22 protein-coding genes are annotated in these 26,077 nt (G+C 52.7%); 4 read left to right on the forward strand and 18 right to left on the reverse strand.

Translation table 11 applies throughout. The annotated features are described in order from the left end of the window. Nucleotides 1–105 precede the first annotated feature (105 nt). The 4 genes from hemG to pepQ are packed head-to-tail and all read right to left on the reverse strand — an operon-like array spanning nt 106 to nt 4,098. Nucleotides 106–651, reverse strand: a complete 546-nt coding sequence (gene hemG, locus ACLJRE_RS22055; protein ID WP_000853983.1) for a menaquinone-dependent protoporphyrinogen IX dehydrogenase — start codon at nt 649–651, stop codon at nt 106–108. Between the two features lie 11 nt (nt 652–662). Continuing rightward, nucleotides 663–2,114, reverse strand: a complete 1,452-nt coding sequence (gene trkH, locus ACLJRE_RS22060) for a Trk system potassium transporter TrkH (protein WP_000545688.1) — start codon at nt 2,112–2,114, stop codon at nt 663–665. A gap of 38 nt (nt 2,115–2,152) precedes the next feature. Continuing rightward, entirely contained in the window at nt 2,153–2,767 is a 615-nt protein-coding gene (locus ACLJRE_RS22065; protein WP_000378895.1) for an IMPACT family protein, read from the reverse strand. Continuing rightward, on the reverse strand, nt 2,767–4,098 hold the full coding sequence (gene pepQ / locus ACLJRE_RS22070; RefSeq protein ID WP_023137093.1) for a Xaa-Pro dipeptidase: 1,332 nt from the start codon (nt 4,096–4,098) through the stop codon (nt 2,767–2,769). Before pepQ ends, ACLJRE_RS22065 begins: the two co-directional genes overlap by 1 nt. Nucleotides 4,099–4,287: 189 nt before the next feature. On the opposite strand from pepQ, the gene fadB reads away from it, so the two are divergent. Both fadB and fadA read left to right on the forward strand, forming a co-directional pair. Beyond that, nucleotides 4,288–6,477: a fatty acid oxidation complex subunit alpha FadB gene (gene fadB, locus ACLJRE_RS22075; RefSeq protein ID WP_023212420.1), complete on the forward strand. Its 2,190-nt coding sequence runs from the start codon at nt 4,288–4,290 to the stop codon at nt 6,475–6,477. Nucleotides 6,478–6,486: 9 nt separating this feature from the next. Then, nucleotides 6,487–7,650, forward strand: coding sequence for an acetyl-CoA C-acyltransferase FadA (fadA, locus tag ACLJRE_RS22080; RefSeq protein WP_000438778.1), 1,164 nt, complete (start codon nt 6,487–6,489; stop codon nt 7,648–7,650). A gap of 196 nt (nt 7,651–7,846) precedes the next feature. Here fadA and ACLJRE_RS22085 read toward each other — a convergent pair whose 3' ends face one another. From ACLJRE_RS22085 to ubiD, 3 genes are all read right to left on the reverse strand, one after another. Then, the gene (locus ACLJRE_RS22085) at nt 7,847–9,670 is read right to left on the reverse strand and encodes an aryl-sulfate sulfotransferase (RefSeq protein WP_023212419.1); all 1,824 of its coding nucleotides are present in this window, start codon (nt 9,668–9,670) and stop codon (nt 7,847–7,849) included. 253 nt (nt 9,671–9,923) lie between these two features. Beyond that, the gene (gene fre, locus ACLJRE_RS22090) at nt 9,924–10,625 is read right to left on the reverse strand and encodes an NAD(P)H-flavin reductase (protein WP_023212418.1); all 702 of its coding nucleotides are present in this window, start codon (nt 10,623–10,625) and stop codon (nt 9,924–9,926) included. Between the two features lie 83 nt (nt 10,626–10,708). After that, nucleotides 10,709–12,187: a 4-hydroxy-3-polyprenylbenzoate decarboxylase gene (ubiD, locus tag ACLJRE_RS22095; protein WP_000339760.1), complete on the reverse strand. Its 1,479-nt coding sequence runs from the start codon at nt 12,185–12,187 to the stop codon at nt 10,709–10,711. 185 nt (nt 12,188–12,372) lie between these two features. On the opposite strand from ubiD, the gene rfaH reads away from it, so the two are divergent. Continuing rightward, on the forward strand, nt 12,373–12,861 hold the full coding sequence (rfaH, locus tag ACLJRE_RS22100) for a transcription/translation regulatory transformer protein RfaH (protein WP_001192410.1): 489 nt from the start codon (nt 12,373–12,375) through the stop codon (nt 12,859–12,861). A 7-nt stretch (nt 12,862–12,868) separates the two neighbouring features. On the opposite strand, the gene tatD is transcribed toward rfaH, so the two are convergent. The 9 genes from tatD to udp form a co-directional block, all read right to left on the reverse strand. Beyond that, a complete protein-coding gene (gene tatD, locus ACLJRE_RS22105) occupies nt 12,869–13,651 on the reverse strand; it encodes a 3'-5' ssDNA/RNA exonuclease TatD (RefSeq protein WP_000459642.1) in 783 nt (260 codons plus the stop codon). A gap of 41 nt (nt 13,652–13,692) precedes the next feature. Beyond that, nucleotides 13,693–14,472 (reverse strand): Sec-independent protein translocase subunit TatC, encoded by a 780-nt coding sequence (gene tatC / locus ACLJRE_RS22110; protein WP_000257554.1) that lies wholly within the window; start codon nt 14,470–14,472, stop codon nt 13,693–13,695. Nucleotides 14,473–14,474: 2 nt separating this feature from the next. Then, the gene (gene tatB, locus ACLJRE_RS22115; protein ID WP_000459615.1) at nt 14,475–15,023 is read right to left on the reverse strand and encodes a Sec-independent protein translocase protein TatB; all 549 of its coding nucleotides are present in this window, start codon (nt 15,021–15,023) and stop codon (nt 14,475–14,477) included. Between the two features lie 3 nt (nt 15,024–15,026). Continuing rightward, nucleotides 15,027–15,281, reverse strand: coding sequence for a Sec-independent protein translocase subunit TatA (gene tatA, locus ACLJRE_RS22120; RefSeq protein WP_000508972.1), 255 nt, complete (start codon nt 15,279–15,281; stop codon nt 15,027–15,029). Between the two features lie 206 nt (nt 15,282–15,487). Then, nucleotides 15,488–17,128: a ubiquinone biosynthesis regulatory protein kinase UbiB gene (ubiB, locus tag ACLJRE_RS22125; RefSeq protein WP_000187559.1), complete on the reverse strand. Its 1,641-nt coding sequence runs from the start codon at nt 17,126–17,128 to the stop codon at nt 15,488–15,490. After that, the gene (ubiJ, locus tag ACLJRE_RS22130) at nt 17,125–17,730 is read right to left on the reverse strand and encodes a ubiquinone biosynthesis protein UbiJ (RefSeq protein WP_023212417.1); all 606 of its coding nucleotides are present in this window, start codon (nt 17,728–17,730) and stop codon (nt 17,125–17,127) included. The genes ubiB and ubiJ overlap by 4 nt, the downstream gene beginning before the upstream one ends. Before the next feature lie 9 nt (nt 17,731–17,739). Further along, on the reverse strand, nt 17,740–18,495 hold the full coding sequence (gene ubiE / locus ACLJRE_RS22135; protein WP_000229009.1) for a bifunctional demethylmenaquinone methyltransferase/2-methoxy-6-polyprenyl-1,4-benzoquinol methylase UbiE: 756 nt from the start codon (nt 18,493–18,495) through the stop codon (nt 17,740–17,742). Nucleotides 18,496–18,590: 95 nt separating this feature from the next. Further along, on the reverse strand, nt 18,591–20,021 hold the full coding sequence (gene rmuC, locus ACLJRE_RS22140; RefSeq protein WP_000355562.1) for a DNA recombination protein RmuC: 1,431 nt from the start codon (nt 20,019–20,021) through the stop codon (nt 18,591–18,593). A 139-nt stretch (nt 20,022–20,160) separates the two neighbouring features. Beyond that, nucleotides 20,161–20,922, reverse strand: a complete 762-nt coding sequence (gene udp / locus ACLJRE_RS22145; RefSeq protein ID WP_000045169.1) for a uridine phosphorylase — start codon at nt 20,920–20,922, stop codon at nt 20,161–20,163. 258 nt (nt 20,923–21,180) lie between these two features. Between udp and ACLJRE_RS22150 the strand changes: the two genes are divergently transcribed. Beyond that, on the forward strand, nt 21,181–21,993 hold the full coding sequence (locus ACLJRE_RS22150) for a dienelactone hydrolase family protein (protein WP_000213959.1): 813 nt from the start codon (nt 21,181–21,183) through the stop codon (nt 21,991–21,993). Nucleotides 21,994–22,072: 79 nt separating this feature from the next. Here the strand turns inward: ACLJRE_RS22150 and ACLJRE_RS22155 are convergent, their stop codons facing one another. Together ACLJRE_RS22155 and metE are read right to left on the reverse strand one after the other, a co-directional pair. After that, on the reverse strand, nt 22,073–23,416 hold the full coding sequence (locus ACLJRE_RS22155) for an anaerobic sulfatase maturase (RefSeq protein ID WP_023212416.1): 1,344 nt from the start codon (nt 23,414–23,416) through the stop codon (nt 22,073–22,075). Nucleotides 23,417–23,750: 334 nt separating this feature from the next. After that, complete coding sequence (gene metE / locus ACLJRE_RS22160; protein WP_000154179.1) at nt 23,751–26,015, reverse strand: 5-methyltetrahydropteroyltriglutamate--homocysteine S-methyltransferase; 2,265 nt, start codon at nt 26,013–26,015, stop codon at nt 23,751–23,753. Between the last annotated feature and the right edge of the window lie 62 nt (nt 26,016–26,077).

Here is a 26,077-nt window from a genome sequence, read left to right on the forward strand (position 1 = left end):
TGCCGTTGTTCCGTGTCAGTGGTGGCGCATTATAGGGAGTTATTTCTGCCTGACAAGAGGAAATTTAAAATAATTTTCTGAGTGCGCACTTTTTATTCTTTGCGTTTATTTTGCCGACGATTTGTTGGTTAAATGGGCTATTTCACGGGCAAAGTGCGTAACCTGCTCCCAGTCGGTGTACACCACCTCTTTACTGGTATCCGTTTCGCCGCCCGACATCTTCATAATAAGCTTGATCATCAGACGGTCATACCAGCGATAGCGGGGATAGCGAAGCGCGCCTGCAATGACGGCACAGTAGTCAGGTCGCCACGGAGAGCTCATTAAAAACTTACGCGCGTAGCTGTTAGTCTGCGGCGTCCGTTTTTCAGCTTTACGCGCCACCAGGTTAACGGAATAAAAGGCACTCGGCATTCCGTTCAACCGCGTGGCGTATTTCTTAACGAACTCCTGAAAGGCGCTGTGGTAATGACCATAACGAATAGACGCGCCAATCACTACGCGATCATAGCTATCCCAGTCCGGCTCTTCTGCGCGATGCAGATTAACGACATCGGCCCAGATCCCCATCTCTTTGAGTTCAGAAGCCAGATAAGAGGCAATTTCGCGCGTTTGTCCGTCCCGGGTAGAGAAAAGAATCAATGTTTTCACGTGTTACTCCATTATTCACGCCAGAAAGTCGGGGTAAAAAGTACCAGCAAAGTGAATACTTCCAGACGACCAAATAGCATGTTGGCGATGAGTATCCATTTCGCAACCGGATTCATACTGGCGAAGTTATCAGCAACCACCCCCAGCCCCGGTCCCAGGTTATTAAGCGTAGCCACTACCGAGGCGAAAGCCGAGAAATCATCTACGCCTGTAGCGATAATAGCCAGCATACTGACGATAAATACCAGCGCGTAGGCAGAAAAGAATCCCCAGACGGCTTCCAGAATGCGTTCTGGCAGCGCCCGGTTCCCCAGCTTAATACTGTAAACGGCATTCGGATGCACCAGACGTTTGAGTTCGCGGTTCCCCTGTTTAAACAACAACAGAATACGGATGACCTTTAACCCCCCGCCCGTTGACCCGGCGCAACCGCCAATAAACGCGGAACATAGCAGCAAGACGGGCAAAAACAGCGGCCAGCGCGCAATACTGTCCGTGGTAAACCCTGCCGTTGTCGCCATCGACACAACCTGGAAGAATGCCTGATTTAGCGTTGTCAGCGCCGAGTCGTAGATATTATGGAACCACAGTACCAGCGTGCAGATTACCACCAGCGTCAACTGTACGCCGATGAACATGCGGAATTCCGGATCGCGCCAGTATACTTTCAGGCTACGCCCGCTTAATAAAGAGAAATGCAGGCCATAGTTACAACCGGAGATCAGCAGGAAAATAGCGATGATGGTATTAATAGTGGGACTATCAAAATAGCCTACGCTGGCGTCATGCGTTGAGAAGCCGCCGATAGCGATAGTGGAGAAGCTGTGTCCGATAGCGTCAAACGCGGGCATCCCTGCAAACCATAGCGCCAGCGCGCAGGCTACCGTTAGCAAAACATAGATAAGCCACAGCGTTTTCGCCGTCTCGGCAATACGCGGGCGCATTTTGTTATCTTTGAGCGGCCCCGGCATTTCTGCCCGATAGAGCTGCATCCCCCCGACGCCGAGGATAGGGAGAATCGCTACCGCCAGCACAATGATCCCCATACCGCCAAACCATTGCAGCATCTGACGATAAAAGAGAATGGCGTGCGGTAATGAATCCAGCCCCACCAGCGTAGTGGCGCCCGTGGTGGTTAACCCGGAGAACGATTCAAAAAAAGCATCGGTAATGGTGAGGTTTGGGCTTTCCGAGAAAATAAACGGCAGCGCACCCACGCTGCCCAGCACGGTCCAGAACAGCACCACGATAAGAAATCCTTCGCGGGATTTCAGCTCGCCCTTTTCCCTACGGTTCGGCCACCACAGTATGGAACCGATCGCCAGCGCGACAAAAAAGGTCTGCGTGAACGCTCTTCCTGCGCCATCACGATATATTAGCGCTACCAGTCCCGGGAGAATCATTGTCCCCGAAAATAAGATAACCAGTAGTCCAACGATTCGGGTAATGGCGCGAAAATGCATCTCTGCCGCTTCCTTTATTCTTAAAAATGAGGTGGGGATTATTCTTCAATCGCTAGCAATTGCAATGAACCACGGCTAAAATCCGCCAGTTTTGTGGAAAATGCATTCACATGAGCAAAAGGAAGCGCCACCCTGAGCCGAACAGACGCCTGATAATCGCTGGAAACGATCTTCCCGGCAAACTGTCCTAATAATGCTTCGATTCCGGCCAACTGACCGTACTCACACTGCAAAGTATATTCGGTTAATGGCGTCTTGCGTTGTGTGGCAAGCTGACGTAATGCCTGATTCACACCGCCGCCATAGGCTTTTACCAGCCCGCCCGTACCCAGCAGAATACCACCATAGTAGCGCACGACGACGGCAGTAATCTCCCCGACGCCGCAGCCCATCAATTGCGCAAGCATCGGCTTGCCTGCCGTTCCCGCCGGTTCGCCGTCGTCTGAAAAGCCCAGTTGCTGTGAGTCGTCCGGCGCACCCGCCACCCACGCCACACAATGGTGGCGCGCATCAGGGTGCTCAGCTCTGACTGACTCAACAAACGCTTTCGCCGCGTCTACGCCATCGGTATGCGCCAATAGCGTAATAAAGCGGCTTTTTTTGATCTCTTCAACAACGGTGACCGGCGCTGCAGGGATTAACCAACTGTCCATTACGCCAGTTTTAAATCCCGCGTCATGTTTTCCACGCTGTTTTCGTGGATGACCACGTTATCTTCAATGCGAATACCGCCGAAAGGCTTGAGCGCTTCAATTTTCTGCCAGTTGAAGTGCTTGCTGAACGGCCCTTCGCGCCACGGCGCTAACAGCGATTCGATGAAGTAAATCCCCGGTTCGATGGTCAACACCATTCGCGGCTGTAACACACGCGTGCAGCGCAGATACGGGTATTTGGACGGCGCGGCGAGATGCGTACCGGAATCATCCTGCATAAACCCGGCCACATCGTGTACCTGCAGACCCAACGGATGACCAATACCGTGCGGCATAAACGGCCCGGTGAGATCATTTTCCACCATCGCCTCTTCACTCATGTCGGTAATGATTTGATGTTTACGCAGCAGCTTAGCGATGCGCTGATGGAACTGAATATGATAATCCACATAGCTGACGCCCGCCTTCATGGTAGCGATCAGCGCCAACTGTTCGTCGTTAACATCTTTCACCAGGTGGGCGTAGTCGTTATCGCTTTTCGCCGACCAGGTTCGCGTCAGATCCGCCGCGTAGCCGTTGTATTCCGCGCCCGCATCCAGCAGGAAACTGCGCATTTCAGACGGTGCCTGATGATCCAGTTTCGTGTAATGCAGCACGGCGGCATGTTCGTTCAGCGCCACAATGTTGCTGTACGGAACATCGGTATCGCGATGTCCCGTGGCGGTCAGGTACGCCAGGTTGATGTCAAACTCGCTCATGCCGGAACGGAAGGCCTCTTCCGCCGCCCGATGACCGCTCACCGCCATTTTCTGCGCTTCGCGCATACAGGCCAGTTCATAATCCGTTTTATAGGCGCGGTAGTAATGCAGATAGTCGATAACACCTTTCGGGTTGATGTTGCTGGCAGCGATATCCAATTGTAGCGCGCGCTCAGGAACCGGGCCGATATAGCCGATATTGCCACGCGCGGCAGGCAGTTGGCTGCCGATGCCATCCGCTTTCGGTAAGGCGACGACCTCGACTTCTTCTGTCCAGAAGGACGTTGGCAGCGGTTCAACGTTATGCCAGTAATCGACCGGCAGATAAAACCACAATTTGGGTTTGTTGACGCCATCGACCAGCAGCCAGCAATTTGGAACCTGAGTTACCGGCACCCACGCTTTAAACTGTGGATTGACCTTAAACGGATAAGGGTGATCGTCGAGAAAGACGTTGAATAGCTCGCCGGAGTGAATAAGTAACGCATCCAGCTTAAAGCGCGCCAGAACATCGCGCGTCCGTTCTTGTAAGGTAACGATATGATTTTTATAGAGCGCGGCCAGTGATTCCATTTTTTACCCTTCTGTTTTTTTGACCTCAAGTTCCCGCATCTTAGCACATCGCCCCACGAGAGCGTGATCTCTGCCGAGCGTGATCACATCGGCATTTCTTTAATCATTTGTTTGCATTTTATTAACACAAAATACACACTTCGCTTCATCTGGTACGACCAGATCACCTTGTGGATTCAGGAGACTGACATGCTTTATAAAGGCGACACCCTGTACCTCGACTGGCTGGAAGATGGCATCGCCGAACTGGTGTTCGATGCTCCAGGCTCGGTCAATAAACTCGACACCGCAACCGTCGCCAGCCTCGGCCAGGCGCTTGAGGTGCTGGAAAAGCAACACGATTTAAAAGGGCTGCTGCTGCGCTCGAATAAAGCGGCCTTTATTGTCGGCGCGGACATCACCGAATTTCTTTCACTGTTCCTCGTCCCCGAAGAGCAGTTAAGCCAATGGCTGCATTTCGCTAACAGCGTCTTTAACCGTCTGGAAGATTTACCCGTACCGACCCTTGCCGCCGTAAACGGCTATGCGCTGGGCGGCGGGTGCGAATGCGTGCTGGCCACCGATTACCGTCTGGCGACGCCAGACCTCCGTATTGGCCTGCCGGAAACTAAACTGGGCATCATGCCGGGCTTTGGCGGCTCGGTGCGAATGCCGCGTATGCTGGGCGCGGACAGCGCGCTGGAGATCATTGCCGCCGGGAAAGATATCGGCGCCGAACAGGCGCTGAAAATCGGTCTGGTCGATGGCGTGGTGAAACAAGAGAAGCTGATCGACGGCGCAATAGCCGTATTACGCCAGGCCATTACCGGCGATCTCGACTGGAGAGCTAAACGCCAGCCGAAACTGGAACCGTTGAAACTCAGTAAGATTGAAGCGGCGATGAGCTTTACCATCGCTAAAGGCATGGTCGCACAAACGGCGGGTAAACATTATCCGGCGCCGATGACCGCAGTGAAAACCATTGAAGCCGCCGCGCGTTTTGGTCGTGAAGAAGCGCTGAATCTGGAAAATAAAAGCTTTGTTCCGCTGGCGCATACCAATGAGGCTCGTGCGCTGGTCGGTATCTTCCTCAACGATCAATATGTAAAAGGTAAAGCCAAAAAGCTGACCAAAGATATTGAGACGCCGAAACAGGCAGCCGTACTGGGCGCGGGCATTATGGGCGGCGGTATCGCTTACCAGTCGGCCTGGAAAGGCGTACCGGTTATCATGAAAGATATCAACGATAAATCGTTGAACCTCGGCATGACCGAAGCGGCCAAGCTGCTGAACAAACAGCTGGAGCGCGGCAAGATCGACGGTCTGAAGCTGGCGGGCGTCATTTCGACCATCCACCCGACTCTCGATTATGCCGGTTTCGATCGCGTAGATGTTGTTGTCGAAGCGGTGGTCGAAAATCCGAAAGTCAAAAAAGCGGTACTGGCGGAAACCGAGCAGAAAGTGCGCCCGGAAACCGTGCTGGCCTCAAATACCTCTACCATCCCGATTGGCGAACTGGCAAGCGCCCTGGAACGTCCGGAAAACTTTTGCGGAATGCACTTCTTCAACCCGGTACACCGGATGCCGCTGGTTGAAATCATCCGCGGTGAGAAGAGTTCAGACGAAACCATTGCCAAAGTCGTCGCCTGGGCAAGCAAAATGGGCAAGACGCCGATTGTAGTCAACGACTGCCCCGGCTTCTTTGTTAACCGCGTGCTGTTCCCCTATTTCGCCGGTTTCAGTCAACTGCTGCGCGACGGCGCGGATTTCCGCAAAGTCGATAAAGTGATGGAAAAACAGTTCGGCTGGCCGATGGGCCCGGCCTATCTGCTGGATGTTGTCGGCATTGATACCGCGCATCACGCGCAGGCGGTAATGGCGGCAGGCTTCCCGCAACGGATGCAGAAAGAGTATCGCGACGCGATCGACGCATTGTTTGACGCCAGCCGTTTTGGGCAAAAAAACGGTCTGGGCTTCTGGCGCTATAAAGAAGACAACAAGGGTAAGCCGAAGAAAGAAGAAGATGCCGCGGTGGATGACCTGCTGGCAAGTGTCAGCCAGCCGAAACGCGACTTCAGCGACGACGAGATAATCGCCCGTATGATGATCCCGATGATTAACGAAGTGGTTCGCTGTCTGGAAGAAGGCATTATCGCAAGCCCGGCGGAAGCCGATATGGCGCTGGTCTACGGCCTGGGCTTCCCTCCGTTCCACGGCGGCGCATTCCGCTGGCTGGATACACAGGGCAGCGCGAAATATCTTGATATGGCGCAGCAGTATCAACACCTCGGCCCGCTGTATGAAGTGCCGGAAGGGCTGCGTAATAAAGCGCGCCATAACGAACCGTATTATCCCCCGGTTGAACCAGCCCGTCCGGTTGGTTCTCTGAAAACGGCTTAAGGAGTCACAATGGAACAGGTTGTCATTGTCGATGCTATTCGCACCCCGATGGGCCGTTCGAAGGGCGGCGCGTTTCGCAACGTGCGGGCAGAAGATCTCTCCGCCCACTTAATGCGTAGCCTGCTGGCGCGTAATCCGTCGCTTACAGCGGCGACCCTCGATGATATTTACTGGGGCTGCGTACAACAAACGCTGGAGCAAGGCTTCAACATTGCCCGTAACGCCGCGCTGCTGGCAGAAATTCCCCATTCGGTACCGGCGGTCACCGTCAACCGTCTGTGTGGTTCCTCGATGCAGGCGTTACACGATGCAGCGCGAATGATCATGACCGGCGATGCGCAGGTTTGTCTGGTTGGCGGCGTGGAGCATATGGGGCACGTGCCGATGAGTCACGGTGTGGATTTTCACCCGGGTCTGAGTCGCAACGTCGCCAAAGCGGCAGGGATGATGGGGCTAACGGCGGAAATGCTCTCCCGCCTGCACGGCATTAGCCGGGAAATGCAGGACCAGTTCGCCGCGCGTTCTCACGCTCGCGCCTGGGCCGCCACCCAGTCTGGCGCATTCAAAACGGAGATTATCCCGACTGGCGGTCATGATGCAGACGGCGTGTTGAAGCAGTTTAACTACGATGAAGTGATCCGCCCGGAAACCACGGTCGAAGCGCTATCAACACTGCGTCCGGCATTTGATCCGGTTAGTGGCACGGTCACGGCGGGCACCTCATCCGCGCTTTCCGATGGCGCAGCCGCCATGCTGGTAATGAGCGAAAGTCGTGCCCGTGAGCTGGGTCTGAAACCTCGCGCCCGTATTCGTTCAATGGCAGTGGTTGGTTGTGATCCGTCAATTATGGGTTACGGGCCGGTTCCGGCGTCAAAACTGGCGTTGAAAAAAGCGGGACTGTCGGCCAGCGATATCGATGTGTTTGAGATGAACGAAGCGTTTGCCGCACAGATCCTGCCATGCATTAAGGATCTGGGATTGATGGAGCAGATAGACGAGAAGATCAACCTCAACGGCGGCGCGATCGCGCTTGGTCATCCGCTCGGCTGCTCCGGAGCACGTATCAGCACCACGCTTATCAACCTGATGGAGCGCAAAGACGCGCAGTTTGGTCTGGCGACGATGTGTATTGGTCTGGGTCAGGGCATCGCCACGGTGTTTGAGCGGGTTTAATCAAAGATAATATCCCCTAAATAACTCGCATTGCAGCGCAGCGGCAACTGAGCGAATCCCCGGGAACATAGATAACTATGTGCCCGGGGTGAGCAAAGGCAGCCAACAAAGAGGCTGCGCGAATTATGACGGGAAACAGTTTAGTTGCCGTTTTTCCCGCCCGTCAGGGGCGGGTTTTTTCACCGTATGGCCCGCTCTACTCAGTAAGCGCTTTGGTCAGGCTAAATGGCATAGCCTGATATCCACGCGCACCATGTATTTGCATTTCGACCACAGGCTCTTTTTCTCCCCATTTGAACTCTTCCAGATACGGATTAGGCAAGCTGGTAAATGCGCCTACCGACAAATCAAACGCACCACCTGCTGTTGCGGAATACACGAACACAGAATTCTTGTCAGTCTGGTACTCGGTGATAGAGGTTACCGGGCTAAACCACTCGTTCCCGCGCTCTTTACCGTATTGCCAGATCTGTTGGACTGTCTTGTTTTTCTGGTCGATTTTGTAAATCACGGAGCGGCTGTATTTCATACTCTGCATAGCAGGCTGTTCTAAGCCGCGGCCATCGCCATTGTCGAAAGCGGAAAGGTATAAGATATCGCCTTTACTCTTACTATCAATTTTAAAGGCCGTATGTTGCGTCCATGTCCAGTCGAAGTCACCCTCGCAGCCACTGTCCTGGCAGGCGATTTTTTGGCCTTTGCTATCCACTGGCGTCAGAATTGCGGCATTAAATGGCGCTTTCCAGCCAGCAGGCGTACCCAGTATCCACTTCACTTTCTTATCGCGGCCGATTTTGATAATCGCACTCTGGTGGCGGGAGCTGATGATGATGGAATCATCTTCACTGTCATAGTCGACGCTGTTGACATGCGCCCAGTTGCGGCCAGCCCCACTACCCACGATATCCCCGAATTTGTCGGAGGAGTCCAGCGCCGCCAGATCTTCTTCGCTCAACGTATGGCCGGACTGGCTGGCGTCGATATTCAGGCACACAGCGCCCTGATCGAGGGTTTTCATTATCACATCACGATAAGGATCGAGGATATCAAACAGACGCCATTCATCCACTACCACGCCGTTCTGATCAACTTCGGCAATCACATCACGCACGGTACGAACATTTTTTCCATCAGGACGTTTATAGTTAGAGCTGGCTACACGCAGGAAGTAGTGACCGTTGGCCGCGTTATCCATTGAGTGTGAAAAATCGTTATAATTATCCGGCAGGCGGCGGTTAAAGATTTCACGCCCCATGATATCGTATTTCACATAACGCTGACCGTAGCCCCACGATAGTGCGCCATCCTGGTTTTGTTTAAAGCCCATCATAACGCCAGCACGATAAATTGACTTTAAATCATAAATTGAACCTGGATTCATAAACCAACGAATATCACCGGAGGTGTCGATAATAGCGTTAGCTGTAGTGAAGTTCCATTCTAATGCACCCCCAGTAGGGTTGTTCCAGACAGTACGCGTTCCATTCCCAGACTTATCTTTCGTATTATTCAAAAGATACAAGCGATCTTTAAATTCTGGGGAAACCTTTTTAACATCGATAGTAAAGAGTGCTGATTGTTCTTCTTTTGTACCCGCTGATTCAATATAGGCAGGCGGTGCATACATTTTATAGCTTTCTTTTATATTTTCGGTTTTACTACCCTGGATTCTTGTATATTCAACTTCAACGGTATTGACATAATCTGGGTAAAGACCAAAGACGGGAATACCGCCATACGTTAAAAGGTATTTATTATTAACTTTATACGCGATCTCCTGGCCATTTTCTTTGGGTACAATCCGTACATGCACGTCACGTAACTGGTAACCGCCATTACGAATAACGGCGGTTAGCGGCGCGATATCATAGGGGTTCATAACAACTTCGCCAATTTTTCCCTGGACCTGATAGTCCACTTTAGCGCCGCTGGCGCCGCCGATGGCGAAAGCAGTAGAAGGTACTGATGACAAAATTGCAACAGATAATGCGAGAGAAGTTAAAGCATATTTAAATTTCATAACACTCTCCATCTTATAAATAAATAACTAACTTTCCATTTTATGTTTCTTTTATAAAAATAAATGAAGCATATATAATTAACTATTTTTATTGATAGCCTCAGGACATGATATTACTTAATTTATTACACGCAATACAAAGCCTGTAGATATTCAATATCATAAGGTTTTATAGTTGACGATTAATTAATATTTAAGAGGACTTTTAGGTAGGCTAACGTAAAAAGGGACGCTACTGCGTCCCATAAAATAGTTAAATAAATGCGAACGCATCGCCAAACAGACGATCTTCCCGCGCGTTACGCTCATGACAGAACAGATCGCGGGCGATTTTCGCCATCTCAAAACGTCCGGCAATATAAATATCGTGCCCCGCCAGCGTACCATAATCCTGCAATACCGCCGTAAGTACCGTTCCTGTACGTCCACGCCAGCCTTCTTCCGGCTGCTCAACAACAGGTTCAATACGCAAATTCGGATGGTTAACAGAGAGTGCTTCCAGCTCAGAGAGATCATAGAGGTGCTTTTCTTCGCGGCCGCCCCAGTAAATAGTAACATCGCGGTTCGGGTTGCGCGCTAACGCCGTCAACAGGATGGAGCGCGCATAAGAAAAGCCCGTACCGCCCGCGATCAGAATCAACGGACGCTCTTCATCGTCACGTAGCCAGGCGTCGCCATGCGGAATATCGACGACGATTTCCCGGTCTTTCAGAATTCGATCCATGACCGCCATTGCATACAGATTGAGCTCGGAAGCGCCAATGTGTAATTCAATAAACCCTTTCTCGTCCGGCGTTGAGGCCATCGAAAACGGGCGTTTGTCACGCTCGTCCATTACGACCATCAAATACTGACCAGCGCGGAATGTAAACGCCGCGTCCGGCACTAAACGAACCCGATATACGGTATCGGTGATAGCTTCTACCGAGGTCACTTTACAGCTTAAGGTTGTCATGCGCTCCCTCTGTCGGGTGTCGGGTCAATACCGACATTTCAAGCCGAGTCGCCGCAGCCTGAAATGTCGATGTCCGCTTTCAGTTATTTAAAGATAGCCAGCTCATCCCAAATCGCATCAATACGCGCGGTAACTTCAGGATCTTTAACAATAGGACGACCCCACTCGCGTTGGGTTTCGCCCGGCCATTTGTTTGTGGCATCCAGCCCCATTTTTGAACCCAGCCCGGAGACCGGCGAGGCAAAATCCAGGTAGTCAATCGGCGTATTTTCAACCAGCACCGTATCCCGCGCAGGGTCCATACGGGTGGTAATCGCCCAGATCACATCATTCCAGTCGCGTGCGTTAACGTCATCATCGCAAACGATAACAAATTTCGTATACATAAACTGGCGCAAAAACGACCAGACGCCCATCATGACGCGTTTCGCATGACCAGCGTACTGCTTTTTCATCGTCACTACCGCCAGGCGGTAAGAACATCCTTCCGGCGGCAGATAAAAGTCGACGATTTCCGGAAACTGTTTTTGCAGAATAGGCACGAAGACTTCATTGAGCGCCACCCCTAATACCGCAGGCTCATCGGGCGGACGCCCGGTATAGGTGGAGTGATAGATGGCATCCTCACGCTGCGTAATATGCGTGACGGTAAAGACCGGAAAGTTATCCACTTCATTATAATAGCCCGTATGATCGCCATACGGTCCTTCCGGCGCCATCTCTCCCGGCTCAATGTAACCTTCAAGGATAATCTCGGCGCTGGCAGGCACTTCCAGATCGTTAGAAAGGCATTTAACCACTTCAGTTTTCGTGCCGCGCAGCAGGCCCGCAAAGGCATACTCCGACAGAGTATCGGGAACAGGAGTCACGGCGCCAAGTATCGTCGCCGGATCGGCGCCCAATGCGACAGAGACCGGGAAACGTTCACCCGGACGCGCGGCTAACCACTCCTGAAAATCCAGCGCGCCGCCGCGGTGAGACAGCCAGCGCATAATCAGCTTATTTTTACCTATCAACTGCTGACGATAAATGCCCAGATTTTGCCGTTCTTTGTGCGGGCCACGCGTTACCGTCAGTCCCCAGGTAATCAGCGGCGCGGCGTCGTCCGGCCAACAGGTCATGACAGGAAGACGCGTTAAATCGACATCATCGCCAGACGCGATTTTCTGCTGGCAAGGCGCGCCGCGTAACCGTTTCGTCGGCATATTCAGCACTTGCTTAAACTGCGGCAGCTTGTCAAACAGATCGCGAAAGCCTTTCGGCGGCTCAGGTTCTTTCAGAAACGCTAATAATTTACCCACTTCCCGTAATGCGGAAACATCATCCTGCCCCATGCCCATCGCCACGCGTTTTGGCGTGCCAAAAAGGTTGCACAGCACCGGCATGGCGTAACCTTTAGGATTTTCAAACAGCAACGCCGGTCCACCGGCACGCAGCGTGCGGTCAGCGATTTCCGTGATTTCCAGATGAGGATCCACAGGTAGCGTGATGCGTTTTAGTTCCCCCTGCTGCTCAAGTAGCGTCAGGAAGTCGCGTAAATCGTGATATTTCATGGCGTCCATTGTAGCCTCTCAGTAAGCGCATCATTATACGGCGTTCATCATCGGGATGCTGTATTTTTGTTAAATTAGCGTGAACTCTGGCAACCAACGCTAATCCAGATACGGCTTAAAGGATGAAGTGTATAATTAACTTCGCGCATGGCTTTTGCTATGCTTGCGCCCCGAACAAGCGGATAAGAGTCATTATGCAATCCTGGTATTTACTGTACTGCAAACGCGGGCAACTTCAGCGTGCTCAGGAACACCTCGAAAGACAAGCGGTAAGTTGCCTGACACCGATGATCACCCTGGAAAAAATGGTACGCGGAAAACGTACCTCCGTCAGCGAACCGCTCTTTCCTAATTATCTGTTCGTTGAATTTGATCCGGAAGTGATACATACCACTACAATCAACGCCACGCGCGGCGTCAGCCATTTTGTGCGCTTTGGCGCGCATCCTGCGATCGTGCCTTCCAGCGTTATTCATCAGCTTTCTATCTACAAGCCCGAAGGCGTTGTCGATCCTGAAACCCCCTATCCCGGCGATAGCGTCATCATCACGGAAGGCGCATTTGAAGGGCTGAAAGCGATTTTTACCGAACCGGATGGCGAAACGCGTTCGATGTTACTGCTTAATTTACTCAATAAAGAAGTGAAGCAGAGCGTAAAAAACACCGGTTTTCGCAAGATTTAGCGATCGTTCAGAATACGACCTCAAATAAGGTTCTGGCGTTGGCATCTGTCATCGCCGCTAACCATTGCGGATCTTCACCACGCCATAGCGCTATGCGCTCCAGGATGTGAGGCAGATACGCGGGCTCGTTGCGTCGTGACGTTGGTTTCGGCGTAAGATCGCGAGGCAACAGATACGGCGCGTCGGTTTCTATCAGTAGCTTTTCCGCTGGAATAAACGGTAAGAGTTCACGTAGCTCAAGCCCGCGTCGTTCGTCGCAAACCCACCCGGTAATACCTATATAGAGCCCTCTGTCCACACAGGCCTGCATTTGCTGGCGTGAACCGGTAAAGCAGTGCAGTATTGCACCAGGAAGACTATCCAGCCAGGGATCAAGCAATGCCAGAAATCGCTCATGCGCGTCCCGGCAGTGCATAAAGATTGGCATCTGCAATTCGGCGGCAATTTGTAGCTGCGCCTGAAAGGCACGTTCCTGCTCCTGCGGCGTGGAAAAATTGCGATTGAAATCCAGCCCGCACTCACCGATAGCGACGACTTCCGGCTGGTTCGCCAGCGCAATAATGGCGTCTTCAGACGCGGATGACCACTGACTGCTGTCATGGGGATGGACGCCAGCCGTCGACCAACAATGGGGGTAGCGCCGCGCCAATTTTAACGCCTGCTGACTTTCATGGATGTTCGTTCCGGTCAGTAGCATACCTTTTACTCCCGCCGCAAACGCACGGGCGACCACATCATCACGATCTTTTGCAAACTGGCTACTGGTTAAATTAACGCCAATATCAAACATGCTTGCCCCCATATGACAACCGCCCTGGCGGGCGGTTGTGTTTAGTCTTCAGTGTGCTCGGCCTTTTCGGTTTCGGCCTCGTTATCTTCGTCGCGCGTCCGTCGCTTACCGACATAAAAGCGTGAGCAGAAAACGCCAATTTCAAACAGGCAGTACATCGGTATCGCCAGCAACGTTTGCGAGAAAACATCTGGCGGCGTAAGCAGCATTCCCACAATGAATGCCCCGACCAGGATATAAGGCCGTTTTTTACGCAAATCTTCTGGCGTGGTGATGCCCATCCAGCACAGCAACACAATCGCCACCGGCACTTCAAAGGCTACGCCAAAGGCCATAAAAAGCGCCATAACAAAGCTAAGATAGCTGGCGATATCTGTCGAAACCTGTACCCCTTCCGGCGCCGTATGCGTCAGGAAACCAAAGGCCAAAGGGAATACGACAAAATAGGCGAAGGCCATACCAATGTAGAAAAGCAGCGAGCTGGATACCAGCAGCGGTACGACCAGACGACGCTCATGCTTATACAGCGCCGGGGCGATAAAGGCCCAAACCTGGTACAAAATGACAGGCGCGGATAAGATCAAAGACACCATGAAGGTGAGTTTGATAGGCGTAAAAAACGGCGACGCCACATCCGTCGCAATCATTGTCGCCCCTTGCGGCATCTGTTTAATCAGCGGTGCGGCGACTAAATGATAAATATCATTGGCGAAATAAATTAACGCCAGAAAAATCAGAAGTACTGCGACGATGCAGTTTAGCAGGCGCTTACGCAACTCGATCAGATGCGTGATAAGCGGTTGAGTATCTTCTACAGCCATGTTTACGGTTTATCACTCGACGAGGGGGAAGATTCGACAACAGGCGCAGCGGATTTCTTCTCGGCGTCTATCGTGGCTACGGAAGCGGTTTCCGTCGACTCAGGCACGTTATCTTTAACGGGCTCCGGCTTTTGTTCCGGCGCGCTCACCTGTGTTTCAGCGGCGGCAGGGGTGACGCCCTCATGCTGCGTTTCGTTCCCTTTTACCACCGGATTATGGATGGTATGCGCTTCATCGCTCGCTTGTTCGGGATCGTTAGCGCTGTAGGTGCGTTTCATCGACTCCGCCGCCTGACGCAGTTCATCCATAGATGCTTTCAGTTCGGGAGTCAGATTTTCCAGGCTCGCCTTTTCGACTTTTTTCAGACTGTCCTGGAACTCCTGAAGTTTCAGTTCCTGAGTCAGTTCATTCTGAACCGTTGTCGCAAGGGATCGCAACGCGCGAATCCAGCCCGCTACCGTTTTTACCGCTACTGGCAATCGTTGCGGCCCCAACACAATGAGGCCGATAACGAACACTAACAGCAGTTCGCTAAAACCGATATCAAACACGGATTATACCTGCTCTTTATCTTGGCTTTTAGCGTCTTCCTTTTTCGCTTCGCCTTGCTTATCCGCGATAGATTTAGCGGTAAAATCAGCGTCCTGACTGGTTTTATCCTGTTTGGCATCATCATCGCTCATGGCCTTTTTAAAGCCTTTGATAGACGCGCCAAGATCGGAACCGATGGAACCGAGTTTTTTGGTGCCGAACAGCAGTACGACGATAACGGCAACAATCAACAACTGCCAAATACTGATACCACCCATACATGTTCCTCTGTGATAGATGATGAATTATTAGGGCCGCATTATACACATTATCCTTCGCGCTGCCTCTTTGTTAACCGCTTTCGCCCGCCCTATTCACATACTTTTACATACGACCGGGACGACATTGACTTGCGGCCTGAGTACTGCCTCGAGTGATAATATGTACCTGCGTGACACAACCGGCGTTGAGCGATAAAAAAATCTCAACGAGTTTTACGCCAGCCAACCAGCCAGACAACTACGCCGCCGACCATGAGCCAGCCAGGCATCAATCCCCATTCAGGGCGGTTGACGAGTAAGAATGACCCGCTCAGTAACAGCGTTGCGCCAATTCCCAATAAATAACGAGACTGACTTTGGCGCACATGGTTTACCTGTAACTCGCGCGCAATCTTATCAACACTGTGCTGTAAATATTTGCCCTGGCGCAAACTGTCGTACACCAGTTCAGGTATTTCTGGCATTTTTTCGACCCAGAACGGCGCTTTTTCTTTAAGAGCCCGCGTGAGAGCCGGAATACCCACCTGATCTTTGATCCAGGACTCAAGAAACGGCTTCGCCGTTTTCCACAAATCAAGCTGAGGATAAAGTTGCCGCCCAACCCCTTCAACATACAATAATGTTTTCTGCAACAACACCAGTTGCGGCTGGACTTCCATGTTAAATCGACGCGCTGTATTGAAAAGGTTTAACAACACATGACCAAACGAGATTTCCGCGAGCGGCTTTTCAAAGATAGGTTCACAGACGGTGCGGATGGCAAACTCAAAATCTTCAACGTTGGTATCTGGCGGAACCCAACCTGAATCGACATGCAGCTCCGCCACCTTTCGGTAATCGCGGTTAAAAAACGCGATAAAGTTTTCTGCCAGATAGCGCTTATCTTCTTTGTTTAGCGACCCGACGATACCACAGTCAATGCCGATATATTGCGGATTTTCAGGGTGTTCATGGCTGACAAAAATATTTCCCGGATGCATGTCCGCATGGAAAAAGCTGTCGCGGAAAACCTGGGTGAAGAAAACTTTAACCCCGCGTTCCGCCAGCAGTTTCATGTTGGTGCCGTTCTTTTCCAGCGCCGCCACATCCGAAACCGGAATGCCGTATATCCGCTCCATCACCATCATGTTCTGGCTACAGTAATCGGAGTACACCTCCGGGATATACAGCATGGGACTATTTTCAAAATTGCGGCGTAACTGAATCGCGTTGGCCGATTCCCGCAGCAGATTCAGCTCATCGATCAGCGTTTTCTCATACTCACGCACCACTTCCGTCGGGCGCAGACGACGCCCATCCGGCAACAGGCGTGGTACCCAGCGAGCAAGGCGATAAATCAGTTTCAGGTCTGCCTGAATTACCGGCAAAATATCCGGGCGAATGACCTTAATAACCACTTCTTTACCGTTTGATTTCAATCGCGCGGTATGTACCTGGGCGATTGACGCCGACGCTAAAGGCTGGATATCAAAGTCGTCAAACCAGGCTTCGACTGGTAGCCCCCCCATCGCCTCTTCAATCTGGGCTTTCGCCAGCCGACCATCGAATGGCGCGACTTTATCCTGGAGCAAAGCGAGCTGATCGGCGATTTGCGGCGGGAACAGGTCACGGCGTGTGGAGAGCATCTGACCAAATTTGATCCAGACCGGTCCCAGCTCTTGCAACGCCAGTCTTAATCGTTCACCCAGCAATTTATCTTTATGCCGGTTTGGCATCCAGAACAGCGAATAGCGCCATAATCGGAGTGGCAGTGTAAGACGCATTCGGGGGATGAGTTCATCAAGGCCGTAGCTTAAAAACGTGCGGATGATGAAATATAGGCGCCGTACTTCACCTGGCGTCATTTGGCCTCCAGTTTTTCCAGCCGTGTGGTCAGAGCATCTACGGCGCGTTCAACAGCCGCGGTTTCTTCGGCAAACCATGCGACTTCCAGCGGGCCAGGCGCCATACGCCACTCTTCAGTGATCGCTTCAGCGGCATAACGCTGCTGGCGTTGAAACCCGTGGCGCAGGAATTTAGCCCCGCCACGCACGACCTTACCGATACTTTCCGCCGCAATATCACCCGTGTATGGCGCCAACAGCTCCGCAGGATCGAATTCGGCGAGATCGGCGAGCGCCACAAAATTTTGCACGACCTGAATATCGCCCTGCACTTCCAGTTCGCCGCTGCGAATAAGCGCGGCCAACTGCTGACGATCGCGTAGTTTTGGCAAAACGCTAGCTTGAGTGATTACCGTACAGTCCGCTTCGCCTTCCCATGCCCCCAGCACATCAACCTGGCGTTCGCTGAATACCAGGACTAATGGCGTCGAAAATCCCTTTAGTTTCACACACAGTACTTTTCCCTGTAAGCGCGTTCTGGCTGATTTCAGCGCTGGCGAACGATACAGAAACGCATTGAGGAGACCTTCAATTCCTGCGGTCACTAAGGGTTTAAAAGGCATTCCACCCTCCTAGAATTTATAACCACGGTGCAATGCCACAACGCCCGCCGTCAGATTGTAATAATCCACGCTCTCAAATCCGGCGTCCTGCATCATGGCTTTTAAGGTATCCTGATCGGGATGCATACGGATGGATTCCGCGAGATACCGATAGCTATCCGCATCGTTCGCGACCATCGAGCCAATACGCGGTAAAATATGGAAAGAATAGGCGTCATACGCTTTACTCAGCGGCTCAATAATAGGCTTGGAAAATTCAAGCACCAGTAAACGTCCGCCGGGTTTCAACACACGGAACATTGACCGCAGCGCTTTTTCTTTTTCCGTTACATTGCGCAAACCAAACGAAATGGTAATGCAATCAAACGTATTATCAGGGAAAGGCAGAGCTTCGGCATTCGCCTGCACATACTCTACGTTGCCGATCACGCCGATATTACGCAGCTTCTCACGCCCCATTTTGAGCATAGAATCATTAATATCCGCCAGGATAACTTTGCCAGTTTCCCCGACCATACGTGAAAATTTCGCGGTAAGATCGCCCGTACCGCCCGCTAAATCGAGAACGGTTTGTCCACGACGCACGCCACTGCAATCAATGGTGAAGCGCTTCCACAAACGATGAATGCCAAATGACATTAAATCATTCATCACATCGTATTTTGACGCCACAGAATGAAAAACGTGGGCCACCATGTCAGCTTTCTGCTCTTTAGCGACGGTCTGAAAGCCAAAGTGCGTCGTTTCTTGTGAATCTTCCACCATCTCAGTGCCTGCTTATCGATAAAAATGTTCAAGAAGTGTAACAGATTGGGCCAATTTGCCCTACTCTGCGCCAGGACTAAACTACTCCGTATGGGTTAACTTAACTGCTGCTTCACCCGTTCATCATTGGGATAATGTTCATCCTGCCGCCCTTCAGGGATCGATCGTAAACGATATTCTTCATCTTGCGTAACGGCCTGTTCCGCTAAATCCGGATTAATCTCGCGTTTGATTTCCACGCCTAGCCCCCGGAAGGCCTCTGCCTGCGCCAAAACGTTGCCACGCCCCGACGCAAGTTTTTTCATCGCCTGGCGGTAGTTATCCTGCGCTTTATCCAGACTCTGACCGATCGCTGACATATCATCAACGAACAACCGCATTTTATCGTAGAGCTTACTGGCTCTGTCTGCGATGTGCTGCGCATTGCGGCTCTGGTGTTCATAGCGCCACAGGTTGGCGATTGTCCGTAACGCCACCAGCAGCGTCGTGGGGCTTACCAGCATAATGTTATTTTTTAGCGCCTCGGTTATCAGTTCGGGCTGTTTATCTAACGCCAGCAGGAAAGCGGGTTCTACGGGGATAAACATCAGAACATAGTCCAGCGAGCGGAGGCCGGGAAGCTGCTGGTAGTCTTTACGCCCCAGTAAGCGAATATGATTGCGCACCGAGGCGATGTGCTCTTGTAAAGCGGCCTCGCGCGTGTAGTCATCTTCAGCGTTAAAGTAACGCTCGTAGGCGACCAACGTCATTTTAGCGTCGATGACCACATCTTTGCCCTGCGGCAAGCGGACGATGACATCCGGCTGCATCCGCGAGCGCGCATCGTTCTCAATACTGACCTGGGTTTCGTATTCGTAGCCTTCACGCAGTCCGGATGCCTCCAGCACCCGCGCCAGCACAACTTCGCCCCAGTTTCCTTGCGCCTTATTGTCCCCTTTCAGGGCGCGCGTCAGGTTGATCGCTTCCTGCGCCATTTGCGCGTTAAGCTGCTGCAAATTACGAATTTCGTGCGCCAGCGTATGCCGCTCCTGCGCTTCTTTGCCAAAACTCTCCTGAACCTGGCGGCGAAAACCGTCCAGTTGCTCACGCAGCGGCGTCAGCAGGCTATTCAGGCTTTGTCGGTTTTGTTCGTCTACGCGACGATTACTGTGTTCAAAGATACGATTCGCCAGATTTTCAAACTGCTCGCTTAAACGCTGTTCGCTGTTGATCATCTGACGGATTTTGTCTTCCGCGTGTTGTTGAGTCGCTTCCAGACGGGTCGTGACTTCACGCAGATCGGCTTCCAGAGAGGTATTAATACTGTGCAGGCTACGCAGTTCGTTATTAAGTAACTCGCATTCACTGCGCCAGTGCGCTTCTTGCGCTAATTGCTGCCGGGCCGCGCTAAGTTCGATATCCAGCTCACGCCGTTCTTCGATAAGATCGGCGCGGATTTGATCGGCGTGCGCTTTCGTCGCCAGCCAGCCAATCACCGCCCCAGCCGCCAGCGCCACGACGGCGCTTATCATAAGAGTAATATCCACAACACCTCTCCTGGAACCACACTGTCCTGCACAAAATAGAATTGTGCTGTATAAACGTCCAGTTTAAAAGGAATTTCCTGCGAGGCGCCACGCAAAAAGAAAAGGCCGAACGCGTCGGCCTTTGCAAAAGAGAGGAGAATTACAGCAGACGACGGGCCGCTTCCACGACGATTTTCACCGCGTGGCTTTCAGTTTGTTTCATCGTTTCCGCATTCGGAATCTCTTGTTGGGTACGGTTAACGATAACGCCCGCCACCATACCTGCGCGTAAACCCTGGCTTGCGCACATGGTTAACAGCGTAGCGGATTCCATTTCGTAGTTCATCACGCCCATCGCCTGCCACTCTTCCATAGAACCTTTGAAGCGACGAACAACGCGGCCAGAATAGGTGTCATAACGTTCCTGACCCGGATAGAAAGTGTCGGAAGAGGCGGTTACGCCAACGTGAGTCGTGGCGCCAATCGATTTCGCGGCTTCAACCAGCGCAGTGGTGCAGGCAAAGTCGGCAACCGCCGGGAATTCCATCGGCGCAAAATGCAGGCTCGCCCCATCCAGACGTACGGATGCGGTCGTTACCAGAACGTCGCCGACGTTGATGTGCGGCTGAATAGCCCCCGTGGTGCCGATACGCAAGAAGGTACGAATACCCAGTTGCGCCAGTTCTTCCACGGCAATAGAGGTAGACGGGCCGCCGATACCGGTAGAGCAAACGATAACTGCTTTACCATCCAGCTCAGCGCGCCAGGAGGTGAATTCGCGGTGAGATGCCAGCTTAACCGGCTTATCCATCAGCGCGGCGATCTTTTCCACACGCTCAGGATCGCCAGGGACGATGGCGAGCTGGGCCCCTTGTAAATCGTTTTTGGTGAGGCCGAGATGAAAAACATCAGACTTGGACATATAAAACTCCTCTGTGAATCGGGTTTGTCAGAAGAAGCAAAAAGACACTTTACCTAAGGCATAAAGATATTTTCGTGACAGCCATCACTATGGCGTAAAACAATTGCACTCGCTTACCATTAAAAAGTGATGTACATCACAATAAATAATCAATATCGCCAGGCATTGCACAAAAGATAGCCGCTTTAAGGCAATGTGGTTTGTTACACACTGTCTATAGTTAAGATTGCGCTATTTTTTAAGGGTACGGAGAATACCATGACAACGACACATCCATCCGGCTTTGCACCTGCAGCTTCCCCACTTGCCCCTACGATGATTCATACGCCTGATGGGGCCATTAGCGCGGGGATAACGTCGATTCCCTCTCAGGGCGACGATATGCCAGCCTATTACGCCAGACCAAAGGCAAGCGACGGCGCGCTGCCTGTGGTCATTGTGGTACAGGAAATTTTTGGCGTACATGAACACATTCGCGATATTTGCCGACGACTGGCGCTGGAAGGTTATCTCGCTATCGCGCCGGAACTCTATTTCCGCGAAGGCGACCCCAATGATTTCGCCGATATACCCACATTATTGAGCGGGCTGGTGGCTAAAGTACCCGATTCGCAAGTCCTTGCCGACCTGGATCACGTCGCCAGTTGGGCTTCGCGCAACGGCGGGGATGCGCATCGGCTGATGATCACCGGTTTTTGTTGGGGAGGCCGGATTACCTGGCTGTACGCCGCGCACAACCCACAGTTAAAAGCGGCGGTAGCGTGGTACGGCAAGCTGGTGGGCGACACGTCACTCAATTCGCCGAAGCATCCCGTTGATATCGCCACCGATCTTAACGCGCCGGTACTGGGTTTATACGGCGGACAGGATACCAGTATTCCACAGGAGAGCGTGGAAACCATGCGTCAGGCGCTACGCGCCGCTAATGCGAAGGCGGAAATCGTGGTCTATCCCGATGCAGGGCACGCGTTTAATGCCGATTATCGTCCGGGATACCACGAAGCCTCGGCGAAAGACGGCTGGCAAAGAATGCTGGAATGGTTCGCGCAGTACGGCGGGAAAAAAGGCTAACCACAGCGCATTACGATGTTTGTTGGGCCTACGAGGCCGGAGTCGGTGTAGGCTCAACAAAGCGTCATCGCCACGTTAGCTATGCTTTACCACAGCATTTTTTATATTTTTTGCCGCTGCCGCAGGGACAGAGATGGTTACGACTGACGGCTCCTGTGTCTTTACGCGCGTCCTGCGCCAGCCAGCGCATGATCGATGCCATCGGATAGCCTTGCGCCAGCAGCTCCCGCCAGACATTCATATACGGCGTAACGTGCTGGAAAAAATGCTTATAGCCCGCACACAAGTAATTATGCGCAGGATGACCGGACGGCGAGACGGCAAAGCGATGCTTCGGACAGCCGCCATGACACGCAAAGCGGTAGTCACAGCGACGACAATCGGCGGTCAGGGTCTCCCGCTTGGCCTCGCCAAACGCAATAGCCCGCTCGCTATTATTTAAGGTTTTGATGCTGTGCTGGTGGATATTCCCCAGCAGATGCTCCGGGTAGACAAAGTGGTCGCAGTTGTAGAGATCGCCGTTCGACTCCAACGCGAAGGCATGTCCACAAGTCTCGGAATGTACACACAGTACCGGCTGCTGCGCCGTCCAGGCGGCTAACGCCACGTCAAACATCTGCACATAGACGCGGTCTACGTCGCGACGAACCCAGATATCAAAGATCTGGTTGAGAAATTCGCCATATTGCCACGACGGTACCGTCCATGGCGCCAGCGTCGCCGCGCTTTCGCCGGGCATCACCAGATTAAGTACCGATGAGTTATCGGTGCTCATTCGCTCTACCAGCGGGATAAACTGAATAAAACGCGATCCCGCCGCCAGAAGAAATTCGTAGACGTCTGCTGCATGACCGACGTTATGTTTTCCCACGACGGTTAAGGTATTAAAGTCGACATGGTGCGCTTTAAGCCGCGCCATTGCTGCGACGACCTGTTCATGAGTTCCTTTTCCAGCGCGATTAAGCCGATAGTGGTTGTGTAACGACGCCGGGCCGTCGATAGAGAGACCGATGAGAAAATGCTGTTCAGCGAAAAAGCGCGCCCACTCGTCATTCACCAGGATGCCGTTCGTCTGCAACGCATGAGTGATTTTTCGCCCATCGCCGTACTTTTCACATAATGCGACAACCCGGCGGAAAAACGGTAGCCCCATCATGGTCGGTTCGCCGCCCTGCCAGGCAAAGTCAATGCGGTCACCACTCTGCGCGACAATATGCTGGCGTATAAACTGTTCCAGCGTCTCGTCCGACATTCGCCAGTTTTTATTGCGTTCCGGGTACAGCGCCTCTTTTTCAAGATAGAAGCAATATGTGCAATCAATATTGCAGATCGCGCCGCCGGGTTTGGCCATTACGTGACAACCTGCTACCGCCATGTCAGACATCTCCGTTAAAAAATAAGGTTCACCAGCGCCATGAGACAATGCGACGTTTATCGTCGCCAGGGAACATAACAGAATGGAAAACCTCGTTTTGTGCTATGAGAGCGCTGGGCGATCATGACAGGAAAAACGATCTGCGAGGCAATAAAATCCGCCGCGCTGCTTCCGGGGACGCTATCCGCCTGGTTGTCATTCATACGGAGAACCTTTTTATTATCAAGATCGCCAAATAGCCAGATCCTGAAAAAGACAGCGCGGAAAATAAGAAAAAGGGAAATGAGAAGAAAGAGGCGCTGTTAATCAGGTCAGACACGGGCGCTACCCGTCAAAGGGTAGCGCCGCATTGCTGCCGGATAAACGCAGCGGCCAGGATGGGTTATTTCGCCTGACGCAGATTGTGCGCCGCTTTGACCATGTTCGCTAACGCCGCGCGGGTTTCCGGCCAACCGCGAGTTTTCAGACCGCAGTCCGGATTCACCCACAGGCGTTGTGCCGGAATACGCTGTGCCGCCTTCTTCAGCAGGGCTTCAATCCACTCGACGCTCGGCACGTTCGGCGAGTGAATATCGTACACGCCCGGCCCGATTTCGTTCGGGTAGTCGAATGCTTCGAACGACTCCAGCAACTCCATATCCGAGCGGGAGGTCTCAATGGTGATCACATCCGCATCCAGCGCGGCGATCGAATCCATAATGTCGTTGAACTCGCAGTAACACATGTGGGTGTGGATCTGTGTTTCATCCTTCGCCACCGCCGCGTTGATGCGGAAGGCTTCCACACCCCATTCCAGATAGGCGTCCCAGTCGCTGCGACGCAGCGGTAGACCTTCGCGCAGCGCCGGTTCGTCAATCTGAATAATCCCGATCCCCGCCGCCTCCAGATCCGCGACTTCATCACGCAGCGCCAGCGCAATCTGTTTCGCAATCGTTTCGCGGGTCACGTCTTCGCGGGGGAATGACCAGCAAAGAATAGTCACCGGGCCGGTCAACATCCCTTTTACCGGCTTGTCGGTCAGCGACTGGGCATATTTCGCCCACTCCACGGTAATCGGTGCCGGACGGCTGATATCGCCAATCACTACCGGCGGTTTCACACAGCGGGAGCCATAGCTTTGCACCCAACCATTCTGGGTAAAGACGAAGCCGTCCAGATGCTCGCCGAAGTATTCCACCATGTCGTTTCGCTCGGCTTCGCCGTGTACCAGCACATCCAGCCCTAAACGCTCCTGCTCGATGATAGCCTGTTTGATATGTTCGGCGATGCCGGTGCGGTAGTTATTCGCGTCGAGGTTGCCCTTTTTGAAGTCCAGACGCAGGCCGCGAATTTCCGTGGTTTGCGGAAACGAACCGATAGTCGTCGTCGGCCAGGCGGGAAGTTTAAAGCGGGCGCGTTGCGCTTCAGCGCGCACCTCATACGGATTCTCACGCTGGCTGTCCTGCGCGGTGATCGCCGCCAGGCGTTTTTCTACCGCGGCATTATGTACGCGGCGGGAGTGACGACGAGCCTGAATTGGTGCGCTCCATTCCTCAAGCGCCGCCGTTTCGCCGCTGTTCAGCGCATCGCGCAGCAACGCCAGTTCACCGCATTTTTGCAGCGCAAAGGCAAACCAGCTTTTTACTTCCGTATCCAGACGCGTTTCGACGCTGAGATCGATCGGGCTGTGCAGCAAAGAGCAGGAGGATGCTACCCACAGCGCGCGTTTGCCCACAATGGCATTAATCTGCGCGTATTTTTCGGTCAAATCGGCGCGCCAGACATTACGCCCGTTAATCAAGCCTGCGGAGAGCAGCCAGTCGACCGGCAGACGTTGATGCAGTTCCGCTACATCATCTTTGCCATGAATGAGGTCAACATGTAGCCCCTGTACCGGTAGCGCGATAATAGTGTCCAGGTTTGGCGTCACGCCTTCAAAATAGGTCGTCAGCAACAGCTTCACCTGGCCGGCGAGCGCGTCGTAAGCCGGTTTGAAGGCATCCAGCCACGCCTGCGGCAGTTCCAGCACCAGCGCTGGCTCATCAATTTGGACCCACTCAATACCACGTTTTGCCAGTTCAGCCAGCACGTGCTGATACACCGGCAAAATGTCTTTCAGCAACGTCAGGCGGTCAAACGGCTCGCCTTTCACTTTACCTAGCCACAGATACGTGACAGGCCCCAGCAGGACGGGTTTGATCTTATGCCCCAGCGCCAGCGCTTCGTCCACTTCCTCCAGCAACTGTGTCCAGGTGAGTCTGAACTGCTGGCCTTTGCTGAACTCCGGTACTATGTAGTGATAGTTAGTATTAAACCATTTGGTCATTTCCGCTGCCGCCGCTGGTTCACCGGTTGGCGCGCGACCGCGGCCAATGCGGAACAGAGTGTCGATGTCCACGGAACCGTCGTTGTTCTGATGACGAGCCGGCACATTGCCTAACAGCAGGCTGGTGGTCAGAACATGGTCGTACCAGGCAAAGTCGCCTACCGGTAACAGGTCAATACCCGCTTGTTTCTGCTGCTCCCAGTGACGCGCGCGCAGTTCGCGCCCCACCGCCAGTAACGCTTCACGCGTTGAGTTCCCCGCCCAGTAGCTCTCTTGCGCTTTTTTCAACTCGCGACGCAGGCCAACGCGAGGAAAACCGAGGGTGTGAGTCAATATTGTCATTTTACTTCCTCTCTTATTTTGTTGAATCTGAAAGTAAAACTCTAATAGTTCGGCTTGCAGGA

This window comes from Salmonella sp. SAL04157, assembly GCF_046551635.1.
GTDB lineage: Bacteria > Pseudomonadota > Gammaproteobacteria > Enterobacterales > Enterobacteriaceae > Salmonella > Salmonella enterica.

What these genes read in the sequence shown, in the direction of transcription:
- trkH (WP_000545688.1), bottom strand. Translation starts at nt 2,114, where the DNA reads ATGCATTTTCGCGCCATTACCCGAATCGTTGGACTACTGGTTATCTTA.
- ACLJRE_RS22065 (WP_000378895.1), bottom strand. Translation starts at nt 2,767, where the DNA reads ATGGACAGTTGGTTAATCCCTGCAGCGCCGGTCACCGTTGTTGAAGAG.
- pepQ (WP_023137093.1), bottom strand. Translation starts at nt 4,098, where the DNA reads ATGGAATCACTGGCCGCGCTCTATAAAAATCATATCGTTACCTTACAA.
- fadB (WP_023212420.1), top strand. Translation starts at nt 4,288, where the DNA reads ATGCTTTATAAAGGCGACACCCTGTACCTCGACTGGCTGGAAGATGGC.
- fadA (WP_000438778.1), top strand. Translation starts at nt 6,487, where the DNA reads ATGGAACAGGTTGTCATTGTCGATGCTATTCGCACCCCGATGGGCCGT.
- ACLJRE_RS22085 (WP_023212419.1), bottom strand. Translation starts at nt 9,670, where the DNA reads ATGAAATTTAAATATGCTTTAACTTCTCTCGCATTATCTGTTGCAATT.
- fre (WP_023212418.1), bottom strand. Translation starts at nt 10,625, where the DNA reads ATGACAACCTTAAGCTGTAAAGTGACCTCGGTAGAAGCTATCACCGAT.
- ubiD (WP_000339760.1), bottom strand. Translation starts at nt 12,187, where the DNA reads ATGGACGCCATGAAATATCACGATTTACGCGACTTCCTGACGCTACTT.
- rfaH (WP_001192410.1), top strand. Translation starts at nt 12,373, where the DNA reads ATGCAATCCTGGTATTTACTGTACTGCAAACGCGGGCAACTTCAGCGT.
- tatD (WP_000459642.1), bottom strand. Translation starts at nt 13,651, where the DNA reads ATGTTTGATATTGGCGTTAATTTAACCAGTAGCCAGTTTGCAAAAGAT.
- tatC (WP_000257554.1), bottom strand. Translation starts at nt 14,472, where the DNA reads ATGGCTGTAGAAGATACTCAACCGCTTATCACGCATCTGATCGAGTTG.
- tatA (WP_000508972.1), bottom strand. Translation starts at nt 15,281, where the DNA reads ATGGGTGGTATCAGTATTTGGCAGTTGTTGATTGTTGCCGTTATCGTC.
- ubiB (WP_000187559.1), bottom strand. Translation starts at nt 17,128, where the DNA reads ATGACGCCAGGTGAAGTACGGCGCCTATATTTCATCATCCGCACGTTT.
- ubiJ (WP_023212417.1), bottom strand. Translation starts at nt 17,730, where the DNA reads ATGCCTTTTAAACCCTTAGTGACCGCAGGAATTGAAGGTCTCCTCAAT.
- ubiE (WP_000229009.1), bottom strand. Translation starts at nt 18,495, where the DNA reads ATGGTGGAAGATTCACAAGAAACGACGCACTTTGGCTTTCAGACCGTC.
- udp (WP_000045169.1), bottom strand. Translation starts at nt 20,922, where the DNA reads ATGTCCAAGTCTGATGTTTTTCATCTCGGCCTCACCAAAAACGATTTA.
- ACLJRE_RS22150 (WP_000213959.1), top strand. Translation starts at nt 21,181, where the DNA reads ATGACAACGACACATCCATCCGGCTTTGCACCTGCAGCTTCCCCACTT.
- metE (WP_000154179.1), bottom strand. Translation starts at nt 26,015, where the DNA reads ATGACAATATTGACTCACACCCTCGGTTTTCCTCGCGTTGGCCTGCGT.